This window comes from Streptomyces sp. NBC_01320 (assembly GCF_035974375.1).
In the GTDB taxonomy this organism is placed as follows: Bacteria; Actinomycetota; Actinomycetes; order Streptomycetales; family Streptomycetaceae; genus Streptomyces; species Streptomyces yanii.
The window spans coordinates 10823251-10845881 of record NZ_CP108390.1 but is presented as its reverse complement, the minus strand read 5'-3'; the positions used below and the strand labels follow the sequence as shown (position 1 = coordinate 10845881).

At 66.7% G+C, this 22631-nt stretch carries 20 protein-coding genes and 4 pseudogenes; 12 read left to right on the top strand and 12 right to left on the bottom strand.

From position 1 onward, the window contains the following. Nucleotides 1-5 precede the first annotated feature (5 nt). Nucleotides 6-361, top strand: a pseudogene (locus tag OG395_RS49595) (arsenate reductase ArsC). Nucleotides 362-506: 145 nt separating this feature from the next. After that, on the top strand, nucleotides 507-1667 hold the full coding sequence (locus OG395_RS49590; protein WP_327248777.1) for an IS701 family transposase: 1161 nt from the start codon (nucleotides 507-509) through the stop codon (nucleotides 1665-1667). Nucleotides 1668-1980: 313 nt separating this feature from the next. Here OG395_RS49590 and OG395_RS49585 read toward each other — a convergent pair whose 3' ends face one another. From OG395_RS49585 to OG395_RS49575, 3 genes are read right to left on the bottom strand one after another with little or no spacing between them, the layout of a single operon-like run. After that, nucleotides 1981-2601, bottom strand: a complete 621-nt coding sequence (locus tag OG395_RS49585; protein WP_327248776.1) for a HEAT repeat domain-containing protein — start codon at nucleotides 2599-2601, stop codon at nucleotides 1981-1983. Between the two features lie 34 nt (nucleotides 2602-2635). Then, nucleotides 2636-3049 (bottom strand): hypothetical protein, encoded by a 414-nt coding sequence (locus OG395_RS49580; protein WP_327248775.1) that lies wholly within the window; start codon nucleotides 3047-3049, stop codon nucleotides 2636-2638. Further along, the gene (locus OG395_RS49575; protein WP_327248774.1) at nucleotides 3013-3816 is read right to left on the bottom strand and encodes a hypothetical protein; all 804 of its coding nucleotides are present in this window, start codon (nucleotides 3814-3816) and stop codon (nucleotides 3013-3015) included. The genes OG395_RS49580 and OG395_RS49575 overlap by 37 nt, the downstream gene beginning before the upstream one ends. A gap of 186 nt (nucleotides 3817-4002) precedes the next feature. Here OG395_RS49575 and OG395_RS49570 point away from each other — a divergent pair, with 186 nt between their 5' ends. Then, nucleotides 4003-4386 (top strand): hypothetical protein, encoded by a 384-nt coding sequence (locus tag OG395_RS49570; RefSeq protein WP_327241097.1) that lies wholly within the window; start codon nucleotides 4003-4005, stop codon nucleotides 4384-4386. Nucleotides 4387-4406: 20 nt separating this feature from the next. Then, nucleotides 4407-5414: an IS3 family transposase gene (locus OG395_RS49565; protein WP_327241096.1), complete on the top strand. Its 1008-nt coding sequence runs from the start codon at nucleotides 4407-4409 to the stop codon at nucleotides 5412-5414. Here the strand turns inward: OG395_RS49565 and OG395_RS49560 are convergent. The 3 genes from OG395_RS49560 to OG395_RS49550 are packed head-to-tail and all read right to left on the bottom strand — an operon-like array spanning nucleotide 5409 to nucleotide 7190. Next, nucleotides 5409-5777: a hypothetical protein gene (locus tag OG395_RS49560; RefSeq protein WP_327248773.1), complete on the bottom strand. Its 369-nt coding sequence runs from the start codon at nucleotides 5775-5777 to the stop codon at nucleotides 5409-5411. The genes OG395_RS49565 and OG395_RS49560 overlap by 6 nt on opposite strands. A gap of 4 nt (nucleotides 5778-5781) precedes the next feature. Further along, nucleotides 5782-6114, bottom strand: a complete 333-nt coding sequence (locus OG395_RS49555; protein WP_327248772.1) for a helix-turn-helix domain-containing protein — start codon at nucleotides 6112-6114, stop codon at nucleotides 5782-5784. Continuing rightward, complete coding sequence (locus OG395_RS49550; protein WP_327248771.1) at nucleotides 6111-7190, bottom strand: tyrosine-type recombinase/integrase; 1080 nt, start codon at nucleotides 7188-7190, stop codon at nucleotides 6111-6113. Before OG395_RS49550 ends, OG395_RS49555 begins: the two co-directional genes overlap by 4 nt. A 127-nt stretch (nucleotides 7191-7317) precedes the next feature. On the opposite strand from OG395_RS49550, the gene OG395_RS49545 reads away from it, so the two are divergent. Together OG395_RS49545 and OG395_RS49540 are read left to right on the top strand one after the other, a co-directional pair. Then, complete coding sequence (locus OG395_RS49545) at nucleotides 7318-7623, top strand: transposase (protein WP_327248770.1); 306 nt, start codon at nucleotides 7318-7320, stop codon at nucleotides 7621-7623. A 23-nt stretch (nucleotides 7624-7646) separates the two neighbouring features. Continuing rightward, nucleotides 7647-8537, top strand: a complete 891-nt coding sequence (locus OG395_RS49540; protein ID WP_327249710.1) for an IS3 family transposase — start codon at nucleotides 7647-7649, stop codon at nucleotides 8535-8537. Between the two features lie 507 nt (nucleotides 8538-9044). On the opposite strand, the gene OG395_RS49530 is transcribed toward OG395_RS49540, so the two are convergent. Continuing rightward, complete coding sequence (locus tag OG395_RS49530; protein WP_327248769.1) at nucleotides 9045-10298, bottom strand: RNA polymerase sigma factor; 1254 nt, start codon at nucleotides 10296-10298, stop codon at nucleotides 9045-9047. Then, nucleotides 10295-10657, bottom strand: a complete 363-nt coding sequence (locus OG395_RS49525; protein WP_327248768.1) for a YciI family protein — start codon at nucleotides 10655-10657, stop codon at nucleotides 10295-10297. The genes OG395_RS49530 and OG395_RS49525 overlap by 4 nt, the downstream gene beginning before the upstream one ends. Before the next feature lie 313 nt (nucleotides 10658-10970). Between OG395_RS49525 and OG395_RS58740 the strand changes: the two are divergent. Beyond that, a pseudogene (locus OG395_RS58740) lies at nucleotides 10971-12055 on the top strand (IS630 family transposase). On the opposite strand, the pseudogene OG395_RS49510 reads toward OG395_RS58740, so the two are convergent. Further along, nucleotides 12041-12309 (bottom strand): annotated as a pseudogene (locus OG395_RS49510) (helix-turn-helix domain-containing protein). The pseudogenes OG395_RS58740 and OG395_RS49510 overlap by 15 nt on opposite strands. A 66-nt stretch (nucleotides 12310-12375) precedes the next feature. Between OG395_RS49510 and map the strand changes: the two are divergent. After that, complete coding sequence (map, locus tag OG395_RS49505) at nucleotides 12376-13158, top strand: type I methionyl aminopeptidase (RefSeq protein ID WP_327248766.1); 783 nt, start codon at nucleotides 12376-12378, stop codon at nucleotides 13156-13158. 255 nt (nucleotides 13159-13413) lie between these two features. On the opposite strand, the gene ltrA (OG395_RS49500) is transcribed toward map, so the two are convergent. The 3 genes from ltrA (OG395_RS49500) to OG395_RS49490 form a co-directional block, all read right to left on the bottom strand. After that, nucleotides 13414-14808, bottom strand: a complete 1395-nt coding sequence (ltrA, locus tag OG395_RS49500; RefSeq protein WP_327248765.1) for a group II intron reverse transcriptase/maturase — start codon at nucleotides 14806-14808, stop codon at nucleotides 13414-13416. A 697-nt stretch (nucleotides 14809-15505) separates the two neighbouring features. Then, entirely contained in the window at nucleotides 15506-16765 is a 1260-nt protein-coding gene (gene ltrA, locus OG395_RS49495) for a group II intron reverse transcriptase/maturase (RefSeq protein WP_327248764.1), read from the bottom strand. A gap of 772 nt (nucleotides 16766-17537) precedes the next feature. Then, a complete protein-coding gene (locus OG395_RS49490) occupies nucleotides 17538-18743 on the bottom strand; it encodes an ISAs1 family transposase (RefSeq protein ID WP_442818522.1) in 1206 nt (401 codons plus the stop codon). A gap of 159 nt (nucleotides 18744-18902) precedes the next feature. On the opposite strand from OG395_RS49490, the gene OG395_RS49485 reads away from it, so the two are divergent. From OG395_RS49485 to OG395_RS49470, 4 genes and pseudogenes are all read left to right on the top strand, one after another. Further along, nucleotides 18903-20042 carry an ISAs1 family transposase gene (locus tag OG395_RS49485; RefSeq protein ID WP_327248763.1) on the top strand — a complete coding sequence of 380 codons (1140 nt, stop codon included), beginning with the start codon at nucleotides 18903-18905 and terminating at the stop codon, nucleotides 20040-20042. 279 nt (nucleotides 20043-20321) lie between these two features. Then, nucleotides 20322-21116: pseudogene (locus tag OG395_RS49480) on the top strand (transposase); the annotation flags it as partial. A gap of 207 nt (nucleotides 21117-21323) precedes the next feature. Next, a complete protein-coding gene (locus OG395_RS49475) occupies nucleotides 21324-21731 on the top strand; it encodes a RidA family protein (RefSeq protein WP_327248761.1) in 408 nt (135 codons plus the stop codon). Between the two features lie 115 nt (nucleotides 21732-21846). Further along, nucleotides 21847-22425, top strand: a complete 579-nt coding sequence (locus OG395_RS49470; RefSeq protein ID WP_327248760.1) for a TIGR03086 family metal-binding protein — start codon at nucleotides 21847-21849, stop codon at nucleotides 22423-22425. Nucleotides 22426-22631: the final 206 nt, after the last annotated feature.

The following is a 22631-nucleotide window of genomic DNA, read 5'->3' as shown; positions in this document are numbered from 1 at the left end:
CCCGGATGGCCGCGGCCTTCCTCACCCGCTCGGCGGCGACCGCGTCCAGGTCCGCTCCGCCGGCTCCGCCCCAGCGGACACCGTCAACCAGGCCGTGGTCGAGGCCATGCGCGAGGCCGGCATCGACATCTCCGCCGAGACCCCGAAGATCCTCACCACAGAAGCGGTTCAGGCGTCCGACGTCGTCATCACCATGGGCTGCGGCGATGCCTGCCCCGTCTTCCCAGGCAAGCGCTACCTCGACTGGAAGCTCGGCGACCCGGCAGGCCAGGGTGTCGAAGCCGTTCGCCCCATCCGCGACGAGATCGAGCGCCGCATCCGCAGCCTGCTCACCGAACTCGGCATCGAGGCCCGCGCATGACCACCCCACCGCCCGGGATCCGCGTTGCTCGCCCCCCGGGCCCGCTCTCATCAACGGCGGGCATCGCCTGCTGGGACGTCGCCGACACCACTAGTACTGCAACGACACTCCGTGACGTTGTGGACGCTGCCTCGTTGATCGCTGCATGCAGGAAGAGATAACTGACGGTTGGTCAGATGTGTTCGATGACTTCGTGGCGCGGTTCGCGGGTCGGTTCGGTCGTGTGGAGTCGCGGCGGCGGGTGGTGTCCTACCTGCGGGGACTGCTCAGTGAGACGGAACGCAAGAACGGCTGGACCCTGGCGGAGACTGTCGGCGATGACGGCCCCCAGGGCATGCAGCGTGTGCTGAACCACTACGTGTGGGACGCCGAGGCTCTGCGCGACGATGTCCGCGACGCGGTCGTGGAACTCCTCGGGGATCCCGAACAGGGAATTCTCATCCTCGATGAGACAGGATTCCTGAAGAAGGGCGTCCGGTCGGCGGGTGTGGCCCGACAGTACTCGGGGACGGCCGGCCGGATTGAGAATTCTCAGATCGGAGTCTTCCTGGCCTACGGATCCGAGAAGGGGCGTGCCCTGATAGACCGTGAGCTGTATCTTCCGAAGGGCTGGACGTCGGACCGTGAACGCTGCCGGGCGGCCGGTATCGAAGACGATGTCGAGTTCGCCACCAAACCGGACCTGGGACTGCGCATGCTGCAACGCGCGGTGGAGGCTGGGATCCCGTTTGGCTGGGTGACTGCTGATGAAGTCTACGGCCAGACAAGCCGAATCCGGCTGTGGCTGGAGGACCACGAGATACCTCACGTGTTGGCGGTTCCGAAATCGCAGATGGTCATCACCATGGAATTCTTCGGTCAGGCCCGCGCCGACGAGCTGATCAGCCAGCCTGCCGACGATGAGTGGAAGTCTCTGAACTGCGGCAACGGTGCTCATGGGCCGAGGGTTTACGACTGGGCGGCAGCCGCGATCCGGCCCTGGCGCCGCGAGGGCTGGGACCACTGGTTACTGGCACGCCGCAGCCTTACCGACCCCACGGACATCGCCTATTACATCTGCTTTTCCCCGACCGGGACGCCTCTTGGGGAACTCGTGCGGATCGCGGGGTCCCGGTGGATGGTCGAGGAATGCTTCCAGGCCGCGAAGAACGAGACCGGACTTGATCACTACCAAGTCCGCGGCTATACCGCGTGGTACCGGCACATAACTCTCTCCATGGCCGCCCTCGCCTTCCTCGCCATCCTGCGGGCGGAGGCAAAAAAGGGGGTCCCGAAACCGATACCGAGGGATCCCTCATACCCGTGACCATGAACGAGGCCCGGCGTCTCTTCAATCGCATCTGCTTTCCCGTCCGCCATGGCTTCCAGTACGTACTCGCCTGGTCCGTATGGCGAAGAAAGAGCCAAGCACGAGCTCGCATCAGCCACTACAAACGCAGAGGACATCACGGAGTGTCGTTGCAGTACTAGCGCCGATTTTCGTTCCGATGTTCCTCGACCCCCGTGAGCCCCGTGAGTTCGCGAAAACTGAAGGGTTCTCGGTAGGAACCCACGGGTCCGACAGCCGATTCTCAGGCGAGGAGGCCCGGGTTCACGACGAACCCGGGGTGCGGGACCGCTTACAAGGGTCGGTAGGTGCCGTAGTTCCCGGCAAGGGAGCTCGTGGCGGCTTCGGCGACATCGGATCGGGGGCTGGAGACGCATGAGGTGAGGAAGTCGTGCGCTCGCTGCCCCGGCCAGCCGGCCGCGGCAACAGCGGGCCAGAAGTAGATCCCATCCTGTGGGGACCTAGCTTCGATGAAGTCGAGGACGTCGGTCACGGTTTCCTGATCCAGGGCAAGCCGGAGCATGGCCACGGCCTGCAACGCTCCACCCACAAGAGTCTCGTTACCGGTACTCATGCACCAGCGAATCGCCTCAGTGTGGGAGTGCTCCATGTAGCTCAGCCGGACAATGGCGTCGCCCCCGGCAGTGTGAACCGCATGGAGAGTGTCGCGCTGAAGGACGAGATCTCGGAGGTAGGGAAGGTCGGACGGGGAGCCGCAAGTACCGAGCGCCATCGTTATCTGGTACTGGGTTTCCCAGGTCCGCGAATCCCTCACCTCATTCTCCAGGGCTTCGAGCAGGGCAGGACCGGCATCTGAGTCGCCCAGTTTTCGAAGTCGCTTCGCGGCCGAGCGGCGCTTGGCGGAACTCCGGTCTTGAAGCTGGCGGATCGCTTCAACGGCGTCGAGAGCCACGGTCTCTCCTACTGGATACGGACGTCACTGGACTTTATTCGGCCTCTCTGACAGTTCCGCCGGGGGGCTCACCAGGCGAGGCCAGAAGCAGCTGACGGGCCGAGTCGGCGTAACGCATCGCGGTCTTCTCATCGAGTCCGAACACCTCGGCAAGGTGGAGTGGATCGGGCCCGTGGGTCAGGGCCTCTTCGAGTTGCCGGTCAACCCGGAGCCGCTCCAGTGTCGCGTCCTGCCCGCGCATCGCGGCGCTGATCCAGTGGTTGCTGGCGCGGCTGGTCTTGGTAGCAGTCTGGTTGTTGATCAGTAGGTGAAGGTTCGCGGTGTTCGGCCACCGGCGGCACCGGTGCTCCAGCCAGTCCAGCAGCAGCTTCCGGGTGAGGTCATCGAGCGGGCGGACGCGTCCGGTGATGGTCAGCCGGTGGTTGCCGAGGTCGACGTCGTCGAGCATGAGGGTGGCGATCTGGGCGACCCGGGCGGCGTGGACCGCTGCGAGGGCGAGGATGAGCCGCGTCGCCGGGGTGGTGGCCGCCGCGACGGAGCGGTCGACCTGCTCGGGACGAGCGGTTGCAGCACGGCGTACTCGTATTGCCCGACCTTGATCCGGCTGGTGGGGTTGCGGAAGATCAGCCCGTTCCGCTTGGCCCAGGTGAACAGTGAGCGCAGGGCGACGAGTTGGTCGTGGCGCTGGTGGCCGTGCAGTGTCCTGATGTAGGTGAGGACGTCGTCGCGGGTCACTTCCCGCAGGTGGTCGTAGAGGTTCGACCATTCCAGTAGGGCCGGGCGGACTCGGTTGAGGTAGAGCCAGACCGTGCCTTCCCGTCGCGGGAGGCTGCGGGGGCCGCCGTCGCGCAGGACGCGGGTCCAGCGCTCGGCCTCCGAGCGGATGCCGGGTGCGAGACCTTCCAGCCTCTCGGCGAGCCAGCGTTCGAAGGAGGGTTCGCTGTCGTCCTCGAAGATCCCCATCTCGTCCAGGACCGTGACGGTGTGGCCAACCGGCAGGTCCAGGGCCCGCAGCAGGGCGAAGATCTCCGTGTGCCGGATGACGTCGCCCTCGACGTAGCCGGTGAGGACGAGGGTCAGGGCGCGGTTGACTGCGAAGCGGATGTTGCGGCCCCAGCCGCGGGTCTCGGCGAGCCGGTGGGGCGAGGTACTTTGCCCAGGCCAGCCACGGGCTGGCCAGGTCGGCGTCGGCCAGGCCGAGCCGGCTGTAGTCACGGGGGATCTGTGCGAACAGCGGTAGCTGCCGCCAGCCGGGATCCGGGCGCCAGGCCGGTGCAGGAGGCGGCTTGCGCGGGGCTCCCCGCCGTCCTCCGCGCGTCCGAGCCCTCTCTGTCAGCCTCGGGTGAGACGTCCCGTTCTGCGGGGTTAGCCTGAGAGGGCACGACAGGAGAACCGCCCCTTATGCCCAGCACTGAGCCCGTCGGGTCCGACCCGGCACCGAGGCCGAAGCGCCGTACCTTCACCTCGGAGTACAAACTGCGGATCGTCGCCGAGTACGACGCCGCGCCCAGGAACGAGAAGGGCGCGGTCCTGCGCCGGGAACGCCTCTACCACTCGCATGTCAAGGAGTGGCGGGCCGCCCGGGATGCCGGGGCCCTGGAAAACCTGGTCGACCGCCGGACCAGCCCCGCCCGCACGAAGAAGTCCGCCGCGGAGGTGGAGAACGAGAAGCTGCGACAGCAGGTGGAGCGGCTGCAGAAGGACCTGGCCCGGAACAAGGCCGCACTCGAGGTGATGGGAAAAGCCTCCGCGCTCTTGGAAATGATCTCCGAGAGCGCGGACTGAAACACGCCACCGACCCCGTGGTGGACACCGCGTTCACCGGCGTTCAGGGCCAGCTGGGCATCACGGCCGCGTGCCGGCTGACCGGCCGCTCCCGGGCCACCCACTACCGCAGGCTCAAGCCCCCGACCGACCGCACGCCCCGCTCCCACGTCCAGGCCCAGCCCTCGGCGCTGACGGATCAAGAGCGTGCGGCAGTACTGGAGTTGATGAACAGCGCCGAGTACGTGGAGCTGCCGCCCGCGCAGATCTGGGCCCGTGAGCTGGACGCGGGCCGCTATCACTGCTCGGTCTCCACGATGTACCGGATCCTGCGTGACAAGGGCCAGTCCGGCGAGCGTCGCCGTCAGGCCACCCACCCGGCCAAGACCGTGCCCGAACTGGTCGCCACCGCCCCATCCCAGGTCTTCACCTGGGACATCACCAAGCTCGCCGGACCGGCCAAGGGCACCTGGTACCACGCCTACGTCGTCATCGACATCTTCAGCCGCTACATCGTCGGCCACACCGTCGAACGCGCCGAATCAGCAGAGCGTGCCGAGGAGTTGATCCGGGACACCATCGAGCGCAACGGCATCGTGCCCGAGACCGTCCACGCCGACCGGGGCACCTCAATGACCTCCAAGAAGGTCTCTCAGCTGCTGATCGACCTCGGCGTCACCCGCAGCCATTCCCGGCCGAAAGTCTCCAATGACAACCCCTACAGCGAGGCCCATTTCAAGACCACCAAGTACATGTCCGACTACCCCGAGCGGTTCGATTCCCTGGCCCACGCCCGTGATTGGTTCGACGCGTTCATCGCGTACTACAACCACGAGCACCGGCACTCGGGCATTGGATGGCACACGCCCGCCAGCGTCCACTTCGGCACCGCCGAGGAGGTCCGCGACCAGAGAGCCGTCACGCTCGCCGAAGCGTTCGCCCGCCACCCCGAACGCTTCGGTCGCCGCCCCACACCGCCCGAGATACCCCAGCAAGCGTGGATCAACGACCCCGCCAAGCGCAGGGAAACCACACCACAGATCTCATAGCCACACAAATGTCTCACTGGACTTGAAATCCACCGGAGCCGCGGGGGTCGGTCTCCTGCGGTAGTGCATCCCGACGAAGAACAGCTGGTGATGCCGGACGGCGGCGAGCCGGTCCCGCACGTCCGTCTCGTCCGCGGACTGGCCGACGACGGCCTTCGTACTGAGGCGGGCCTGGCACCAGCACAGGCGGCAGTAGTTCCACTTCAGCGGCTGGACGCGCCGGCAGCCAGTGCATGCGGCCGCGTCGTGGCCGCGGCCGAACATGTAGCAGGTGGAGCAGAGGCGGCCGCTGAAGTTTCCCCAGGCCAGGCAGCTGTCGCAGGAGTCGGTGGGCTTGACGTAGCCCTTCGGGAACCGTGCCACCGGATCACTTCGGCGGCAGCGACCGGCCGTCCCGGCGCTTGGAGATCACCTTCGGCGCGGCGGGTCCCGCGCCGACCGCGGTTCGTTCCGTCTCCTCTGCCTGGCCAGGGCGGCGGACCTTTTGCGGTTCGGGGATCAGCAGGTCTCCGATCTCGCAGCCGAGGACCACGCAGATGACGTCCAGGTCCTCCAGCTTGAGCGAGACCGGCTGACCGGACCACAGCCCAGACATCTTGCCGGCCGAGATCACCAGGCCGTGCTCGGCCAGGCTCCGCTGGAGCTCGGACGCCTTCCAGATACCCTTGTTCGCGGCGGTCAGCCGCAGGTTCCACCTCATCGGGCCAGTCCTTCCAGCCGCTTCGCGGCCCGTTCCATCCCGGCGACCCAGGCGTCCTCGACCCGGGTCTGCTGCACGTGGATATACCGCATGGTCGTAGCGATCCAGGAATGTCCGAGAACCTCCTGGATTGCGAGCAAATCCAGGCCGTTTCCGTAGAGTTGGGACGCGCAGAAATGCCGCAGGACGTGCGGTGTCAACCTGTCCGTCCAGCTCGGCAGATGAGCCGCGACCGCGTTGTCGAGCCCGTTGCGCAGGGCGTCATCGCCGACCCGGCGGGCGGAGCCGTCGGTGTTCTTGCGCTCGGAGGGAAACAACGGGGCACCCGGGCGAGTGTGATCGTCGTCGAACTGGCCCCACACGTCCTCGATGAACCACCGCAGTGTCCGGTCGGCACCATTGATCAGCGGAACCATCCGCTCGCGGGGCCCCGAGCCGCGGGCCCCCTTGCCGTGGCGGACGTGGAGCTTGCCGAAGCGGCCCAGGTCCCACTTGATGTCGTCCAGGTCGAGCCCACACGCCTCGCTCACCCGCAGGCCGACCTGGGACATCACCTTCGAGGCGGTGTAGTTCCGGGCGGTCGGAGCGAACTTCCGGCAGGTGGCCAGCTCGCCGCCCCAGCCGGTGAACAACGTCCCGATCTCCGGCTCACTCGGCGGGATCCGCAGCTGGGCGTCTCTGGCCCCGCGCGGCCGGTTCATCTCGTCGATCGGGCACTCGACCACCCGGCCGGTCATCCGATGGATTTCGACCTTGTGCCGCAGCTCCAAGAACATGAAATACGTGCTCAACGCCTGCGACCGGCCCGGCCGGGTGCCGCTGGGCGAGTGCCGCAACACCTTCCCGAAGTACACGTCCGCGTCAGCGGGCTCCATGTCCCACAAGGGCCGGCCGAACCAGGTCCTGATCTGATCCAGGTGACCGACGTCCCCGCGGATGGTGCCGTCCGCCAGCCCTGCTGAGGCCCGTCCCAGGACAAACCCGGACAGCACATCGGTCTCGAACCGCTCCAGCTCCCCAGCCGACGCGGGCGCCCAGTGCTCACGCAGGTCCCGTACGACTGCCAGCGCCGCCAACCCGAGCCTCCTCACCTTCGACCCGACTGCGGATCGGTCGGACAAGATGAGAACGCTTGAAGCTCCCCCTTTGACCTGGACAGCCTGATACTGGGACGGAAGGTCCCGGAGGAAGTAGTCACAGGTAGTGAGCAAGAAGAGCAATACGAGCAAGCGGTACACGGCGGAGTTCAAGCGGGATGCCGTCGCGCTGGCGCTGTCGTCGGAAAAGACGGTCACCGAGGTCGCCCGGGACCTGGGGGTGAGCCCGGAGGGTCTGCGTGGCTGGGTGAAGCAGGCCGCGGTCGACCGGGGCGAGGGGCCTGTGGGGGCTCTGACCAGCGCCGAGCGGGAAGAGCTCGCCCAGCTGCGGCGCAAGGTCCGCGAGCTGGAGAAGACGGTCGACATCCTGGGAAAAGCGACCGCCTTCTTCGCGCAGGACAAGATGAGGTAGACACCGCCACGCGGTGCCGCTTCATCGACGCGCAGAAGGCATCGGACGACAATCTCGCAGGGCACAGCGTTGCGCTGCTGTGCCGTGCACTGGGAGTGCCGCGCTCTACCTACTACGCGCACCAGGCGGCCGCGTCGGCGCGCCGGGCCGCGCGGCGCGAGGAGGAACGCCTGGTGGACGAGATCCGAGTGCTCCACGCCGGATCGCGTGGTGCCTACGGGGCCCCGCGGATCCACGCCGCTCTGCGGCGGGCGGGGCGGGCGGTGAACTCGAAGAGGGTCGAGCGGCTGATGCGCAAGCACCGGATCGTCGGGATCACCCGCCGCCGGCGTCGGGGCCTGACCCGGCAGGCGAAGCGGGCGGTGTTCGCCGCCGACCTGATCGGCCGGGACTTCACCGCACCCCGTCCCGGGATGCGGCTGGTCGGCGACATGACCGAACTCGTCACGCTGGAAGGGAAGTTGTATCTGGCGACCTGCATCGATCTCGCGACGCGGGAGATGATCGGCTGGGCGATGGCCGACCACCACCGTGCTGAGCTGCCGGTTGCCGCCCTGCTGATGGCGGCCGGACGCGGCGGCCTGGAGAAGGGTTGCATCATGCATACCGACCGCGGCAGCGAATATACGAGTGACGAATTCCGCACCGAGATACGCAAGTTGCACATGAGGCAATCGATGGGACGTGTCGGCTCTTGCTACGATAACGCTGCTGCAGAAAGCTGGTTCGCCGTCCTCAAAGCGGAGATCGGAACCACCGTCTGGGAGACCCGCGAGGCCGCCCGGGCCGATGTCTTCCGCTACATCGAGATCGAGTACAACCGCAGCCGACTCCGCAGGCATCCCGAGTACGGGTACGTCACCCCGCTCGAAACGAGAACCTTGCTCAGGCAGGACCTCACCCCCGCAGCGTAAACACCCGCTGTCCAGGACCCGGGGGGAACTTCAGCTTCAAGAATCCCGAAGTTACGTCACAAGCCAGCAGAGCACACGAAGGAGGAAGAACCCCCTGGCCACGGGCGCAGGAACTCAGCGGGGCTCAGGGGAACTCACGGGATGTCGCACAGTCCATCTGCACCGGCGCCTTCCTGCTTGCGGCCGCCGGCCTCCTGGATGAGCGCCCGGCTACCACCCACTGGGCGTGGACCGACCCCGTCCAGAAGCTGTTCCCCTGGGTCGAGCTTGACGCCGGAGTGCTCTCCGTCGGCCACTGTGACGTGCTGCCCTCCGCGGGGGCGGCAAGCGGTGCCGACGCCTCCAACACAGCTGCGGGATGGAGACTTACAAGGTCAACTGCTCACGTGCGTGGTGACCAGAACCCGGGCTACTGATGTCGGCGTACACCTGAAAGTGCACAGGCGAGTACAGCCGAACGTGCACAGCGGTGGTGCCCGAGTTCCGTTGGTGGTGCGGCTTTGCCGGTCAGTTCTGCTCGGGGGCGAGGCGTGCCGCGCGGGTTGTGAGGTGGCGCCGTTCCGGTGTGCTGGTGGCGCGTTGGGCTGCCTCGCGATAGGCGTGGGCCGCTGCGTCGAGGTCGCCGAGCTGTTCCAGGAAGTGGGCGCGGGCGGCGAGCAGGCGGTGGTGGCGGGCCGTCCGTTTGTCGGATTCCAGTACCGCCAGCAGATCGAGCCCGGCAGCGGGTCCGTGCACCATGGCGACGGCTACCGCGCGGTTGAGGGTGACCATCGGGTTCGGTGCGAGGTGCTCCAGCAGGTCGTAGAGGGTGAGGATCTGCGGCCAGTCGGTGGCGTCGACGTGCTCGGCCTCGTCGTGGACGGCGGCGATGGCCGCCTGCAGCTGGTACGGGCCCACCTGTCCGCGGGGCAGGGTGCGGCTGATCAGGTCGAGGCCCTCCGCGACAAGTCGGCGGTTCCAACGGGTGCGGTCCTGCTCGGCCAGCGGCACCAGGTCGCCGTCGGGTCCGGTGCGGGCGGGGCGGCGCGCGTCGGTGAGCAGCATCAGGGCAAGCAGCCCGGCCGTTTCGGTGTGGTCGGGCAGCAGGCGGTGCAGCAGGCGGGTGAGCCGGATCGCCTCGGCCGACAGGGCCGGCGCGGTCAGGTCGGCGCCGTCGGTGGCGGTGTAGCCCTCGTTGAAGATCAGGTACAGCACGTGGAGCACCGCCTCCAGCCGTTCGGCCCGGTCGGCTGCCCTCGGCATGCACAGCGGGGTGGCGGAGGTCTTGACGGTTTGTTTGGCGCGGCTGATGCGCTGGGCCATGGTCGCCTCGGGGACGAGGAAGGCCGCGGCGATCTGGGCGGTGGTCAGGCCGCCGATCGCGCGCAGTGTCAGGGCGATCCGGCTGGGCTCGGACAGTGCCGGGTGGCAGCACAGGAATAGCAGCGCCAGGGAGTCGTCCCGGTCAGCGTCCGGTTCGGCGTCGGCGGCGCGGCTCAGCAGCTCGGCCTGCGGAGTGGCCAGGGCGATCCGGTCCTCGCGGCGCCGGCGCGCCTGCTCACTGCGGACCTGGTCGACCAGCCGGCGGGAAGCGACGGTGACCAGCCATCCCCGGGGATTGTCCGGAGTTCCCTCGGCGGGCCACTGGAGGGCGGCGGCCAGCAGCGCCTCCTGGACGGCGTCCTCGCATGTGTCGAAGACGCCGTACCGGCGGATGAGCGCGCCGAGGACCTGCGGCGCCAGTTCGCGCAGCAGGTCCTCGACGCCGGGCCTCTCGGTCACAGGTCCGTCGCGGCGTCGTGCAGCACCGGCCACAGCTCGACCGGCTCGATGTCCGCGAAGGGCATGTCGGCGGCGATCTCCTGCGCGCGCTCCAGGGACTCGCAGTCCAGCATGTAGAAGCTGGCGATGTACTCCTTGGTCTCCAGGTACGGCCCGTCGGTGACCGCCGGGACGCCGTCCTTTCGGCGCACCAGCTGCGCGTTGGCCGAGTCCGCCAGGCCGTAGGCGCCCAGCAGTTCACCGCTGTCGCGGTACTTCTTGTTGAACGCGTCCTGCTTGGCGATCGCCTCGGGCCAGGCATCGGCCGGGAAGGAGTCCCACTTGGCCTGGTTGCCGTAGATCATCGCAACGTACTTCATCAGGTGTCCCCTTGTGTCCCGCGCGCCCACTCGGCGCGCTTGCACCCCTCAGTCGGAGCCGGGCACAGGTCCTCGACATCCGGCACGAAACAATTCCTTCGGCTGTTCTTCCGAACCGTGGTGGCGGGCTGAACCGCCCGAACGGCACAAACGATCAACCTACCCGGCGCCCTCCGCCCAGGGACAGCCACCCGCACCGGTGCACGTTCGCGCGTACCCGACTGTGCAGATTGACCCGTACGCCGACAACTGAGCTTGTAGCCGTGGTGTCGTAGGGGCTGACGCACCGTGATCGTTGCGGTAAGCCGGAGGTATGAGGCATCCGCAGGGTGGGGGTCTGACCGCGGAGAGACAGGTTTTCCGCGAGCGGATCCGGATGGAAGCAGCCGGCATGTTCGCCGACGATCTCGGCAATGCCGTGATCGCGAAGGAGTTACGTGTCAGCGTCCGTTCGGTTCAGCGATGGCGGCGCTCCTGGCAGGACAGCGGACAGCAGGCCCTGCGCTCACGTGGCCCCGCCTCCCGGCCGAAGCTGAGCGAGGACTTGTTTGCCGTACTGGAGGAAGAGCTGGGAAAGGGGCCGGTCGCGCACGGATGGCCGGACCAGCGGTGGACCCTGGCACGGATCAAGACGCTCATCGGCCGATGATTCCACAAAACCATGACCCTGTCGGGCATCTCGCAGATGCTGCGACGGAACGCCTGGAGCCATCAGGTTCCCGCCCGGCGTGCTCGCGAGCGTGACGAGGACGCGGTGGCAGGCTGGGTGACGGAGACCTGGCCACAGGCGGAACCACCGCGGCAGCGCTCGGGGCCTGGATCATCTTCGAAGACGAAGCAGGATTCTCGATGACGCCGCCGACCTCACGGACATGGGCCAAACGCGGGCACACACCCGTCATCAAGGTCCGCGGCCGCTCCCAACGCCGCTACTCCATCGCTGCCCTGACCTGCTACAAACCCGGCGAACGCTCTCGCCTGATCTACCGGCCCAAACGGCACACCGACCACAAGCAAGGCGGCCGGCGCAGCTTCACCTGGACCGAGTACCGCGACCTTCTCATCGCCGCCCACCAGCAGCTCGGCGGCCCGATCGTCCTCATCTGGAACAACTTGAACGTCCACAAAGACCACCGGATGCGGGCCTTCATCGACGCCACGAACTGGATCACCGTCTACTACCCACCGCCCTACGCTCCCGACCTCAACCCGGTCGAGGGCATCTGGTCCCTGCTCCGCCGCAGCAGCCAGGCCAACACCGCCTTCACCGACCCCGACCACCTCATCCGCCCGCTACGACACGGCCTCCGCCAGATCCAATACCGCAGCGACATCATCGACGGCTGCCTCGCCGAGACCAGACTCAAGCTGACGACACCACGGCTACAAGCTCAGTAACGCCACGTTGGGCTGGCTGACCTCGGCCCACACCGCATCGAGGGAGAGGCCGAGGACATCGGCGATCGCCGCGATGGTCGGGAAAGCAGGGGTGGCCACGCGGCCCAACTCGATCTGCCGGAGGGTCTCCGGTGAGACCCGTGCGTCGAGCGCGACATCGAGCATCGAGCTCTCTCTCCCATGGCCCGACGCAGGAGGGCGCCGAGGCGCTGTCCGCGTTCGACCTCTGCGGGAGTGAGCGGCAACCCGACCATGACCCCAATTCTAATACCGGTATAGTAAGGCCGGTATAGTTATTGCTTGCATGAGAAGGGCGCCGCATGATCGAGATCCTTAACTCCACCCTGCTGGTCCGGGCAAAAACCACCGGCGCCCTGGTCGGTGACATCCTGCAGACGCTGAAGAGCCGTAGCACGATCGGCACGAACCTTCTGGACATCGACCGGTGGGCCGAGAAAATGATCGTCGCGGCGGGAGCGTCGTCCTGCTACGTCGACTATGAGCCCTCCTTCGGACGCGGCCCGTTCGGCCACTACATCTGCACGGCCGTCAACGACGCCGTGCTCCATGGACGGCCGTACGACTACACGCTTGCCGACGGCGATCTACTGACACTCGACCTCGCCGTCTCCAAGGGCGGAGTCGCTGCAGACGCCGCCATCAGCTTCATCGTGGGCGACGCACAGCCCCCAGAGAGCGTCGCGATGATCAGTGCAACCGAACGCGCGCTGGCCGCAGGGATCGCCGCTGCCGGGCCCGGGGCCCGCATCGGCGACATCTCGCATGCTATCGGCACAGTCCTCGGCGAGGCCGGGTACCCGATCAACACCGAGTTCGGAGGGCATGGCATCGGATCAACGATGCACCAGGACCCACACGTTGCGAACACCGGACGGCCTGGCCGTGGATACAAACTGCGCCCTGGGCTGCTGCTGGCACTGGAGCCGTGGGTCATGGCGGACACCGCTGAACTGGTCACTGATGCCGACGGGTGGACGCTCCGAAGTGCGACAGGCTGCCGGACAGCACACAGTGAGCATACGATCGCTATCACCGACGATGGAGCCGAAATCCTTACCTTGCCGAAGCAAGCGCAGCCATGAGGAACGACCCCGCAGGCCTGCTGACACCCCGCGACGTTCAAGAAACCATCGGTTCCCGAACGCCGCCCGTAGGACTCTCGCGGTGCTGCTGCGGGCGTCCAGGAAGGGTGTCCAGTGGGTGGTGGACTGGTCAGGCCAGTCAGTGAGGGCTGAGTAGGGTCGGGGACTGGCGCGGTGGCCTGTGAGGCTCCGTTTCCAGCCCCCGCCCGTCAAACCGTGCATGCGCTTCTCGCGCACACGGCTTACCGACATCGTTCACCGGCTGGCATGCACCGCCACCCTGCGCACGTTTCCAGACAGGCGAAAGGCTCCGAGCCTGGCGAACCACGCGCCGTCGTGGCGCTTGCCCCACTTTCTGCCCGGGATGCCGCGCTTGCGATTGTCGAAGATCGCGAGACGCTCGTGGACGTAGCTGTCGATCGTGGAGAACTTCCCTGCGGAATTGCCGTTGCGGAAGTACGCCGCCCAGCCTCGCAGGACCGGGTTCAAGTCGGCGACCACGGCCGACAGCGACCGTCCCACGTGACGACGGTCGGTCGCCGCCCGGATCTTGTCCCGCAGCACCCCCATCGCCCGCTGAGACGGCCATCGTTGCAGGTGGAACCTGCCACGGCGGCGCCACGATTCCACCTTCCGGTGGTGGAAGCCGAGGAAATCGAAACCCTGCCCACCCCTGGCGAGGTGGACGATGCCGGTCTTCTCCGGATGCAGCTGCAACCCGAGGCCGACCAGCACCGTCCCGGCCAGTTCCCGCGCCTGCACGGCACGTTCCCTGGTCGGGCACAGGATCACGAAGTCGTCGCAGTACCTCACCAGCACCCCGTACCGGTGCCCGTCTCGCTGCCATGCCACGTCCAGGACGTGCAGAGCAATATTGGCGAGCAACGGTGAGATCGGTGAGCCCTGTGGGGTCCCTGCTCCTGGTGAGCCGGTCGCCCCGTCCTCCAGGACCCCCGCCCGGAGCCACATCCGGATCAGCTTCAGCATCGGGCCGTCCACGACGCGCCGGGCCACCTGGGCCACGAGGGCGTCATGCCGAATCGATCCGAAACAGTCGCGGATGTCGGCCTCAAGCACCCACTCCCGGCCCCGGTTCGCCTCCACGCGCACGCTCTCGCACGCGTCGATCGCGGACCGCTTGGGCCGGAACCCATAGCTGACCGGCAGGAAGTCCGCTTCGAAGACCGGTTCGAGAACCAGTTTCGCGGCGGTCATCACCACCCGGTCAGCCACAGTGGGGATCGAAAGCGGCCGGAACTCTCCCGGCCGCCCCGGCTTGGGGATCAGGACCTGCCGCAGCGGTGACGGGCGATACGTATACGCCCGCAGTTGCTGCGACAAGTCGCGGAGGAACTCCTCCACCCCGGCGGCGGCCACGGCATCGACGGTCAACCCGTCCACGCCGGGAGCGCCCCGGTTCGCACACACGCCGGACCAGGCCCGCCACAAGACGTCCCTGCGGGAGACATGGCCGTACAAGGCATGGAACCGACGTTCAGGATCTTGCTTGGCACAGCGGTAGAGCGTCCACTGCAAGGCACGGACCTTGTCCAAAGGCCGGCCATCCAGTCGTGCGACGCCTTCCTCCCGGCGGGCGGAACTAGCCAATCCGGCACTCACCCGAGCCTCCTCCTCACACGCGACACGCATCGATGAAGCAGGGGTCCTTCGCTCCTGACGGGTTGTGTTGTCCCGCCGATCGGCACTACTACGGCCCCCTCCGACTGCCTCTCGGCAGCCCGCCACTTCCCGGCTCCACCGGTTATAGGCAGGCCCTGCTTCCCGGGCCGCAGACCCGGGGCCGAGTAGGCCCTCTCCAGTTCCCAGGACAACCTTCCGACCGTTCCACGCCCCTTACGCCGGGAGGTTCTTCGACGCCCGCTCCAGATTCCCAGGCGTCTTCCCTGGCCTTCGCCCTCTAAGGCACGGGCTCGGCTCCTCCTTGGCCCCGCTCACGCGGGTCGGTGCTGACGACGCTGCAGGCTTCACTTGATGTTGCGGACCGGCCGGTTGCGCACCCCCAAGGGGTGATCGTCGCTCCACTTCGACACCGGCCTCTCGACCGATGCCGGGAGCCCCGCTACCGAGGACTCTGGCGTCTCCTCGGACCGGACTTGCACCGGCTGGCTGCCCTGAACTTGTCGCCCGAATTACATCGAACCTCCTTCGCGTCCGACGTTTCGGACTGCTGGACGTACGCCTCGATCCACCGAGGGACTCGCGTGCCGTGGATGAGCATTCAAGAAGAGGTGCCTGCTGCCGAGTAGCCGGGAGGGATCTCACCTCCCGGCTCTCACAGAACCGTGCGTAACAGTCGCCCGTTACACGGCTCTTGTCGCTCTGATCGTCAGGTCTGTACGGCGTTCACGGTGTAGCGCCAGTGCGCAAACATGCGGGGGTATCGCTGGGCGATCTCCTGCATCTTCGCGATGGCCTTCCGTCTGGCCGCGAGCCGCTTGTACTTTCGGCGGATCCAACGCACCAAGTAGGCGTTGATGCGCATCAAGATGGGGTCCAGCTCCCACGGACGAAAACGCCCGTAGTAGTTAATCCAGCCCGCCACCACAGGGTTGATCCTGCGGGCGAGCTCCTGGAAGGACAGTTCCGAGCGGGTGTGCAGGTGCCAGGACCGCAACTCCCGCCCCATCTTCTTCAGGGCAGCCTTGCTGGCCGCCGGGTCGATCGCCAGGAACTGGTTCCCGTGCCGACTCCGGTTCTTCCTGGCACGGAACGTGTACCCGAGGAAGGTGAAGTCCGTGTGCTCGTAAGCGCCACGGCGGCGACCGTCCTTGCAGTAGATGATCCGGGTCTTGTCCGGGTGCAGCTGCAACCCGACTTCGACCATCCTGTCCGTGAGCGTGGCCAGCACATAGCGGGCCTGGCGCTCGGAGACGCAGTGCAGCACCGCGTCGTCCGCGTAGCGTTCGAACCAGACGGACGGGAACTTCTGATCCATCCATGTGTCGAACGCGTAGTGCAGGAACAGGTTCGCCAGGACAGGAGAAACCGGGGCGCCTTGTGGGGTCCCCCGCTCCCGCTCCAGCAGGGAGCCGTCGGGCATGACGAGCGGGGCGGCAAGCCACCGCCGCACATACAATTTCACCCAGACGGCGTCGGTATGCGCTTCCACCGCCTTGACCAGCAGATCCCAGGGCACACTGTCGAAGAACTTGGCGATGTCGAACTCCACCACCCAGTCCGTTTTCCAACAGCGTTCCCGGCATTTCCCTACCGCGTCCAAGGCGGACCGTCCGGGCCGGTATCCGAAGCTGTCCGGATGGAAAATTGGTTCCACCCTTCGCATCAGATGCCGGGCCACCACGGTCTGAGCCACACGATCAATGACAGCGGGAATCCCGAGGATTCTCTCACCGCCTCCATGCGGCTTTTGAATGGCCACCGCACGCACCGGGGGTGGAAAGTAGGAGCCCGACGACATCCGATTCCAGACCTTGTAGAGATTACTCTTCAGGTCCTTCTCGAATTCGGCGACACTCTGCCCGTCCACACCGGGTGCACCCTTGTTAGACCTGACTTCCTCCCACGCCTCCTTGACTTCCCACTTCGAAATCTCAAACGGCTTGACCGATGATTTCAACTGGCCCATCGGACTCCTCCCGGACACAGTCCGGTTGATGCGATCAACTCAGTCATGAACGACCCGGCCCCTTCGCTCCACCCCCATTACAGGGGCTTCATCACTACTACAAGCCGGTCCGCCAGCAGGCCCCGCGTCGGTACTCGACCCCTTGCAGTGTCTGCTGCTTGGGGCTCTCCCTCTCGCCCGCCTGCCGGCGGGCAGTATCGGGACCTGCCTTCTCCTGTTCCATGCGGAAGCCGCAGACCGGACTCACGTCGCCTATATGCCGGACACCGCCTGGCCAATAAGCGGACACCCGCCAGGCTCATCCCGGAGTTCAGGTCACACTCCGGTTTCGATGCCGTCTGTTCATTTTTCGACACGTCAGCAGCGATTCACTTGCGTTCGTCTTCCCGATCCCCATCTGACGCCTCTTGGACGCCTTTTCCTCATCGCTCACCTCGACGGTCTTCAACCCAACGCAGCATGAGGTGATTTGAAGCCTCCCCCCGCAGGGCGACTTCGAAGGGCCACTAATCCTTCATCTTCCACACAACATCACTTCCGGAAGTTGCCTACGATCAACTCCCTTTCATGTTCAGGACACAAGACCCAGGGCTGCCGCAAAGTCCTGCGTGTACGCGTTTCCGCTGGTGAGAGGCCCGTGCCTGGAAAGACCGAAGCTCCGTTGGGGTGGGTGACCTCGCAAGTCGCCCTGACCCAACGGAGCTTCGGTGAAACGTCAGTCTGTCACGTCCGTGCCCAGGGTCATTGCATGATCGAGATCTGTCTGGGTTCGTCACGTGAGACCGAGGGCTCGTAGGGGCCGGTGGTAGTCGCGGCCGGTGTGGCGGAGGGCGGCGGCGATGTTGGTCTGGCCGTCCTGGCGGAAGACGCTGATGGCGAGGTTGCGCAGGGAGGCCATGGCGCGGGGCAGGGTGCCGGTGCGGACCTTGGAGTCGTCCTCGCGGAACGTGCGGTCCCGCACGTGGTGCAGGAGGTTCTCGATACCCCAGTGGCCTCTGATCCAGGTGGCGAGCTCGGTGCAGGTGGCGTCGAAGACGCTCAGGCTGGTGATCAGGTAGACGCGCTCGATGGTCAGCTTCCTGGTGCTCAAGTCGCGTCGCCACCGTACGACTTGGATCGCCTGGCGGGCGCCGGGGTAGTCGAGGTGGCTGAACGCGGCGACCTTGAGCCGGCGGATCTCGTCGCGGTGGTGGGCGTGGTCGCGAGCGCGGTGCCCGAGCGGGATGTCCCGCCAGGGCAGCTTCCTGACCTGGGCGTACAGGCCCGGATGGTTCTTCTTCACGACGGCCACGTAGTGCGCGCCGCGACTGGTCAGATAGGCCCCGTGGTCGTGCTGGGTGTGCAGGGCGTCGGCGGTCACCACCGTGTTCTCCAGCTCGAGACCGTCCAGCAACGGCGCGAAGGAGGGGATCTCGTTGCTCTTGGAAGCGACCTGCCGCTGGGCCAGGACCACGCCGTGGTGGTCCATCGCCGCCAGCAGCTGGATCGCCGCGGCCGTTGCGGTTCGCGATCCGCGGACCACCTTGCCGTCGACCGCGATCACCCGTCGCACCGGCCGTTTCTCCGCCTCCGGCTCGACCGGGGGCGGCGTTCTGGCCTGCAGATACGCGCTGATCGCCGCGTCCAGCGCGTCACCGTCCACACGCTGCAGCAGGCGGCGCACGGTTGCGGCGTGCGGCACCGGCCGCAGACCGGTAAGTGGATCGGCAGCGAAGCCGAGGACGCCCAGCACATGTTGCGGGGCATCCGTGATCCACTCGCTGATCGCGATGAGCGAGCGAGCGCCGGTCAGCACCGCCGAGACGGCTGCGCACAGCAACGCGAGGGCCGGATATCGCAGTCCTCGCGCATCGCGGGGATCGGTAACCAGGATCAGGAATCGCCGCAGGTCAGCGACATCGCTTGAGGTGAGGGGATCAGTCGGGGAGCCCAGTTGCTCCAGTGCGGAAGGGATGGGCGATGATGTTCGGGCAGGCACGGTCTCGCTCGGTTCTCATGGGTCTCGACAACCACATGATCACCAGCACCGTGCCTGCTCTGCTCTCCCGGGCCCCTTGCCCCACAACGGACATGACGCCACGTCACTCACGAGACCGGCGAACCGGACCAATCCCAATCACGCAATGCCCCTGCGTCCGTGCCCCGGTCGGAGTCGCTGTCGCTGGTGTCGGCGCAGGTGGCGTTGTGGCAGCGGCTCGGCGAGGTGAGCGATCCGCGCAAGGCACGGGGGCGTCGTTTCCCGTTGTCGGTCCTGCTCGTGATCGCGTTGTGCGCGACGGCGGCGGGTTTCGGGTCCTGGCGGGCAATGGCGCAGTGGGCCGCTGCCGCGGAGCCGCAGGAGAAGTTGCGGCTGGGGCTGGTGCCCGTCGGCGCGTTCGGGCTGGTGAGGGCGCCGGGGGCGGACACGTTGCGGAGGGTGCTGTCGGCGGTGAGGCCGGGTGAGCTGGAGGTTCTCTTGCGGGTGCGGGAGGTGGCCCTGGAAACGGTGGCGGCGGACGGCAAGGCCCTGCGGGGATCACGTCGGGGAACGGAGAGCGCGGTGATGCTGATCGGCGCGATGGCTCAGGACGGCACGCTGGTTGCTCAGCAGCGAGTCGCGGACAAAAGCAACGAGATCCCGGCCCTGACCCCGCTGCTCAGCGTCCTGGACCTGCGGGGTGTGGTGGTCACGGCCGATGCCCTGCACACCCAGGCGGAGACCGCGAAGGTGCTGGTGGAAGAGATGGGCGCGCACTTCGTTCTTACCGTGAAGCGGAACCAGCCGACCTTGTGGGAGACGTGCCGCTCGATCCCGTGGCACGAGGTGACGGCCGTGCACAAGGAGAGCGGGCGAGGGCATGGCCGGCTGGAGACTCGGGTGACCAAGGTGGTGACCTGGGGCGATCTGGCCTTCCCTTATGTGCGGCAGGTCGCCCGTGTCGTCCGACACCGCACCGTGGAGGCGTCGGGGAAACGGACCCGCGAGATCGTCTACCTGATCACCGACCTCACCTCGCAACGGGCGGCTCCCGAGGTCGTCGCGCGGTACGCGAGGGGCCACTGGGGAGTGGAAAACAAGATCCACTATGTGCGGGATGTGACCTTCGGCGAGGACGCCGCGCGGATCCGCACTGGCCACGGCCCGCAAAACGTCTCCACGTTGAGATCGATCACCATCAACTTCCTGCGCTGGACCGGTAGTTCCATCGCCGACGCGCAACGACGCCTCGCACTGGCACCGCACAAGGCCCCACTCGACCTCTTCGGAGTGCCCGCTGACCAGCAGCTTTCCTCATGAAATGCGACTTTGCGGCAGCCCTGGTTCTGACGCTTTCAGCACGCACAATCAGCAAGGCACCTCGTAGATGCAAGTTTCCCATACTCCGGCAGCGGTCTTCGCTGCGTTCGATGACCCGAGCCTGATCGCGTGTGCCGGGCTGCTGCCGGTGCTGCGGCTGGCCGAGCGGTGCGGGCCCGAGGGCCCTGCAGACAGCTGGGGTCACGAACGGCTAATCGGATGCTGGGCCATCGAGCCCTTCCATTAGGGAGAGGGGTGATCCTGCGCGGCTGCGACCAGCAGCAGGACGCGGTCTGGGACTGCACCCAGGCCAGCAACAAACTCCGCTCCCACCTGCACGAATACTTCCCCGCCGCGCTGGACGCGTTCAGTACCCGAGACGGCCTGTGCACCCCCGCGGCGCTGGTCATCCTGGCTTCCGCCCCCACCCCGGGGCAGGCCGCCAAGCTCACCCGCGCCCAGCTGCGGGCGCTGCTGAAGAAGGCCGACCGCCAGCTCGGCATCGACGCAGAGACCGAACGGCTGCACGAGGTCTTCCGGCTGCCGCACATACGGCAACTTCCGCTGGAGAAAGACGCGATGGGCCGCCAGACCATCACGCTGGTACGGAAACTGGAGATCGCCCGCTCCAGCGCGGACGACCTCGCGCAGGCGGCCGTGGAGTCTTTTGAGCAGCACCCGGACGCGCGGATCATCACCAGCTTTCCAGGGCTCGGGTCACTCACCGGTGCCCGGGTGCTCGCCGAGATCGGTGACGACCGATCCCGTTTCACCGACGCCAAGGGCCTCAAAGCCTTCGCCGGGGCCGCACCGGTCACCCGGGCGTCCGGCAAGAGCGTGGCGGTCATGGCCCGCCGGGCCAAGAACCAGCGCTTGGCCGACGTCGGCTACGTCTGGGCCTTCGCCGCCCCGACCGCCTCACCCGACGCCCGCACCCACTACGACCGTCGCAGAGAGGCTGGCGACCGGCACACCCCAGCCCAAGGAAACCTCTTCAACCGCATGCTCGGCTGCCTCCACCACTGCCTCGCCGGCCGCACCGACTACGACGAGGCAATCGCCTTCCCCGCCCCCAAGACACCCGACCTCGCTGAGGCCGCTTGGCAGACCAACCGCATCAGATATCTGGCGAAACCGTCACGCTGCCGACGAACGGCTACGAGCCGTGGCCGACAGGGCGAACGTTGCCTGATGCGGCTTCGCCGGCAGGTAATTGATGCGCCGTGGTGTGTCGGCGCCTGAGAGGATGACTGGGTCTCACACGCACCGAAGGGAACTGCTGTGGCTCGTGCTATTACCCTGATTCGTTCCAGCTCGCTGTCCGACGTCGCCGAGTACGCGTATGCGGCCACCGCGCCAGCCGAATCACGTTTGATCTTCCTCGCCGGGGCATGCCCACTGAACGAAGACGGGTCCACGGCAGCTATCGGGGACTACGCAGGGCAGGCGGCGAAAGCCGTTGAGAACATGCGGATTGCCCTGACCGACGCTGGTGCATCGGTCGAGGACGTCATCAGCACCCGAGTGCTCGTCGCGTCAACCAGCCAGGCAGATCTGGTGGCCGCCTGGGAGGTAGTCCGGGAATCGTTCGGAGACCACGACGTCCCCAGCACCCTGATCGGAGTCACCGTGCTCGGCTACGACGACCAGCTCGTAGAGATCGAAGCCGTCGCTGCCGTGCTCGACTAGTAGCCAGAACTTGGTGTGCTTCAGGCAACGTTCGCCCCCGACAGGCATCGGGACAGACAGAGGCGCCTCCGAAAACAAGTGGCCCGAAAACGGGGGCACGGCTAACGTCGCTGCCGTGGATATCAGGGAACTGGACCGCCGTGCCCTCGCCACCTTGGGAGCGGTGATCGCGCAGATTGGCCCGGACCAGCTTCGTCTTCCAACGCCCTGCGCCGACTGGACACTGCACGGCCTACTCCGCCACCAAGTGAGCGAGAACCTCGGCTTCGCAGCCGCCGCAGCAGGCGTCACTGGTGACCTCCGAGCCTGGGACCAGGGCAACCTGGGTGGGGATCCTTACCAGGCGTACCTCGACTCGGCCGACGCCATGACGAGGGCGTTCGTCGAGGATGTCCTGGACCATTCGCTCCAGATCAGGGAGTTCGGGTTCTTTCCCGGCCGGGTCGCGCTCGGTATGCATGTGCTCGACTGCGTAGTCCACGGTTGGGACGTCGCTCAGACCATCGGCGTTGCCTACGATCCGGGCGCCGACCTCGTCCGCTACTCACTCAAGGTCGCGGCGCGGATCCCGACCGGAGCACCATCCGACGACCGGGCAAGGACTCCGTTCGCCCCGGCGGTCGAGATCTCCGCGGGCTCTCCCGCCCTGGAGCGGCTGCTCGGACTCGTCGGCCGTCGTCCAGCGGCAAGCTGAGCGACGGCTCACCAACGGGTCGTGCACTGACTTCTACACCGTAGAAACGCCGTCTGGTGTCGCCCGGTGCAGGAATCGACCAGCACGATGCAACGAAGCGAACGTTGCCTGATGCGCTAGGAGCGTGTCCCGGTAACGGGCAATCGGCTGGTGATCGTGACGGTGAGATCGGTGGTTGCTCGCTGGGTGCCTGCTGAGGCGGGTGG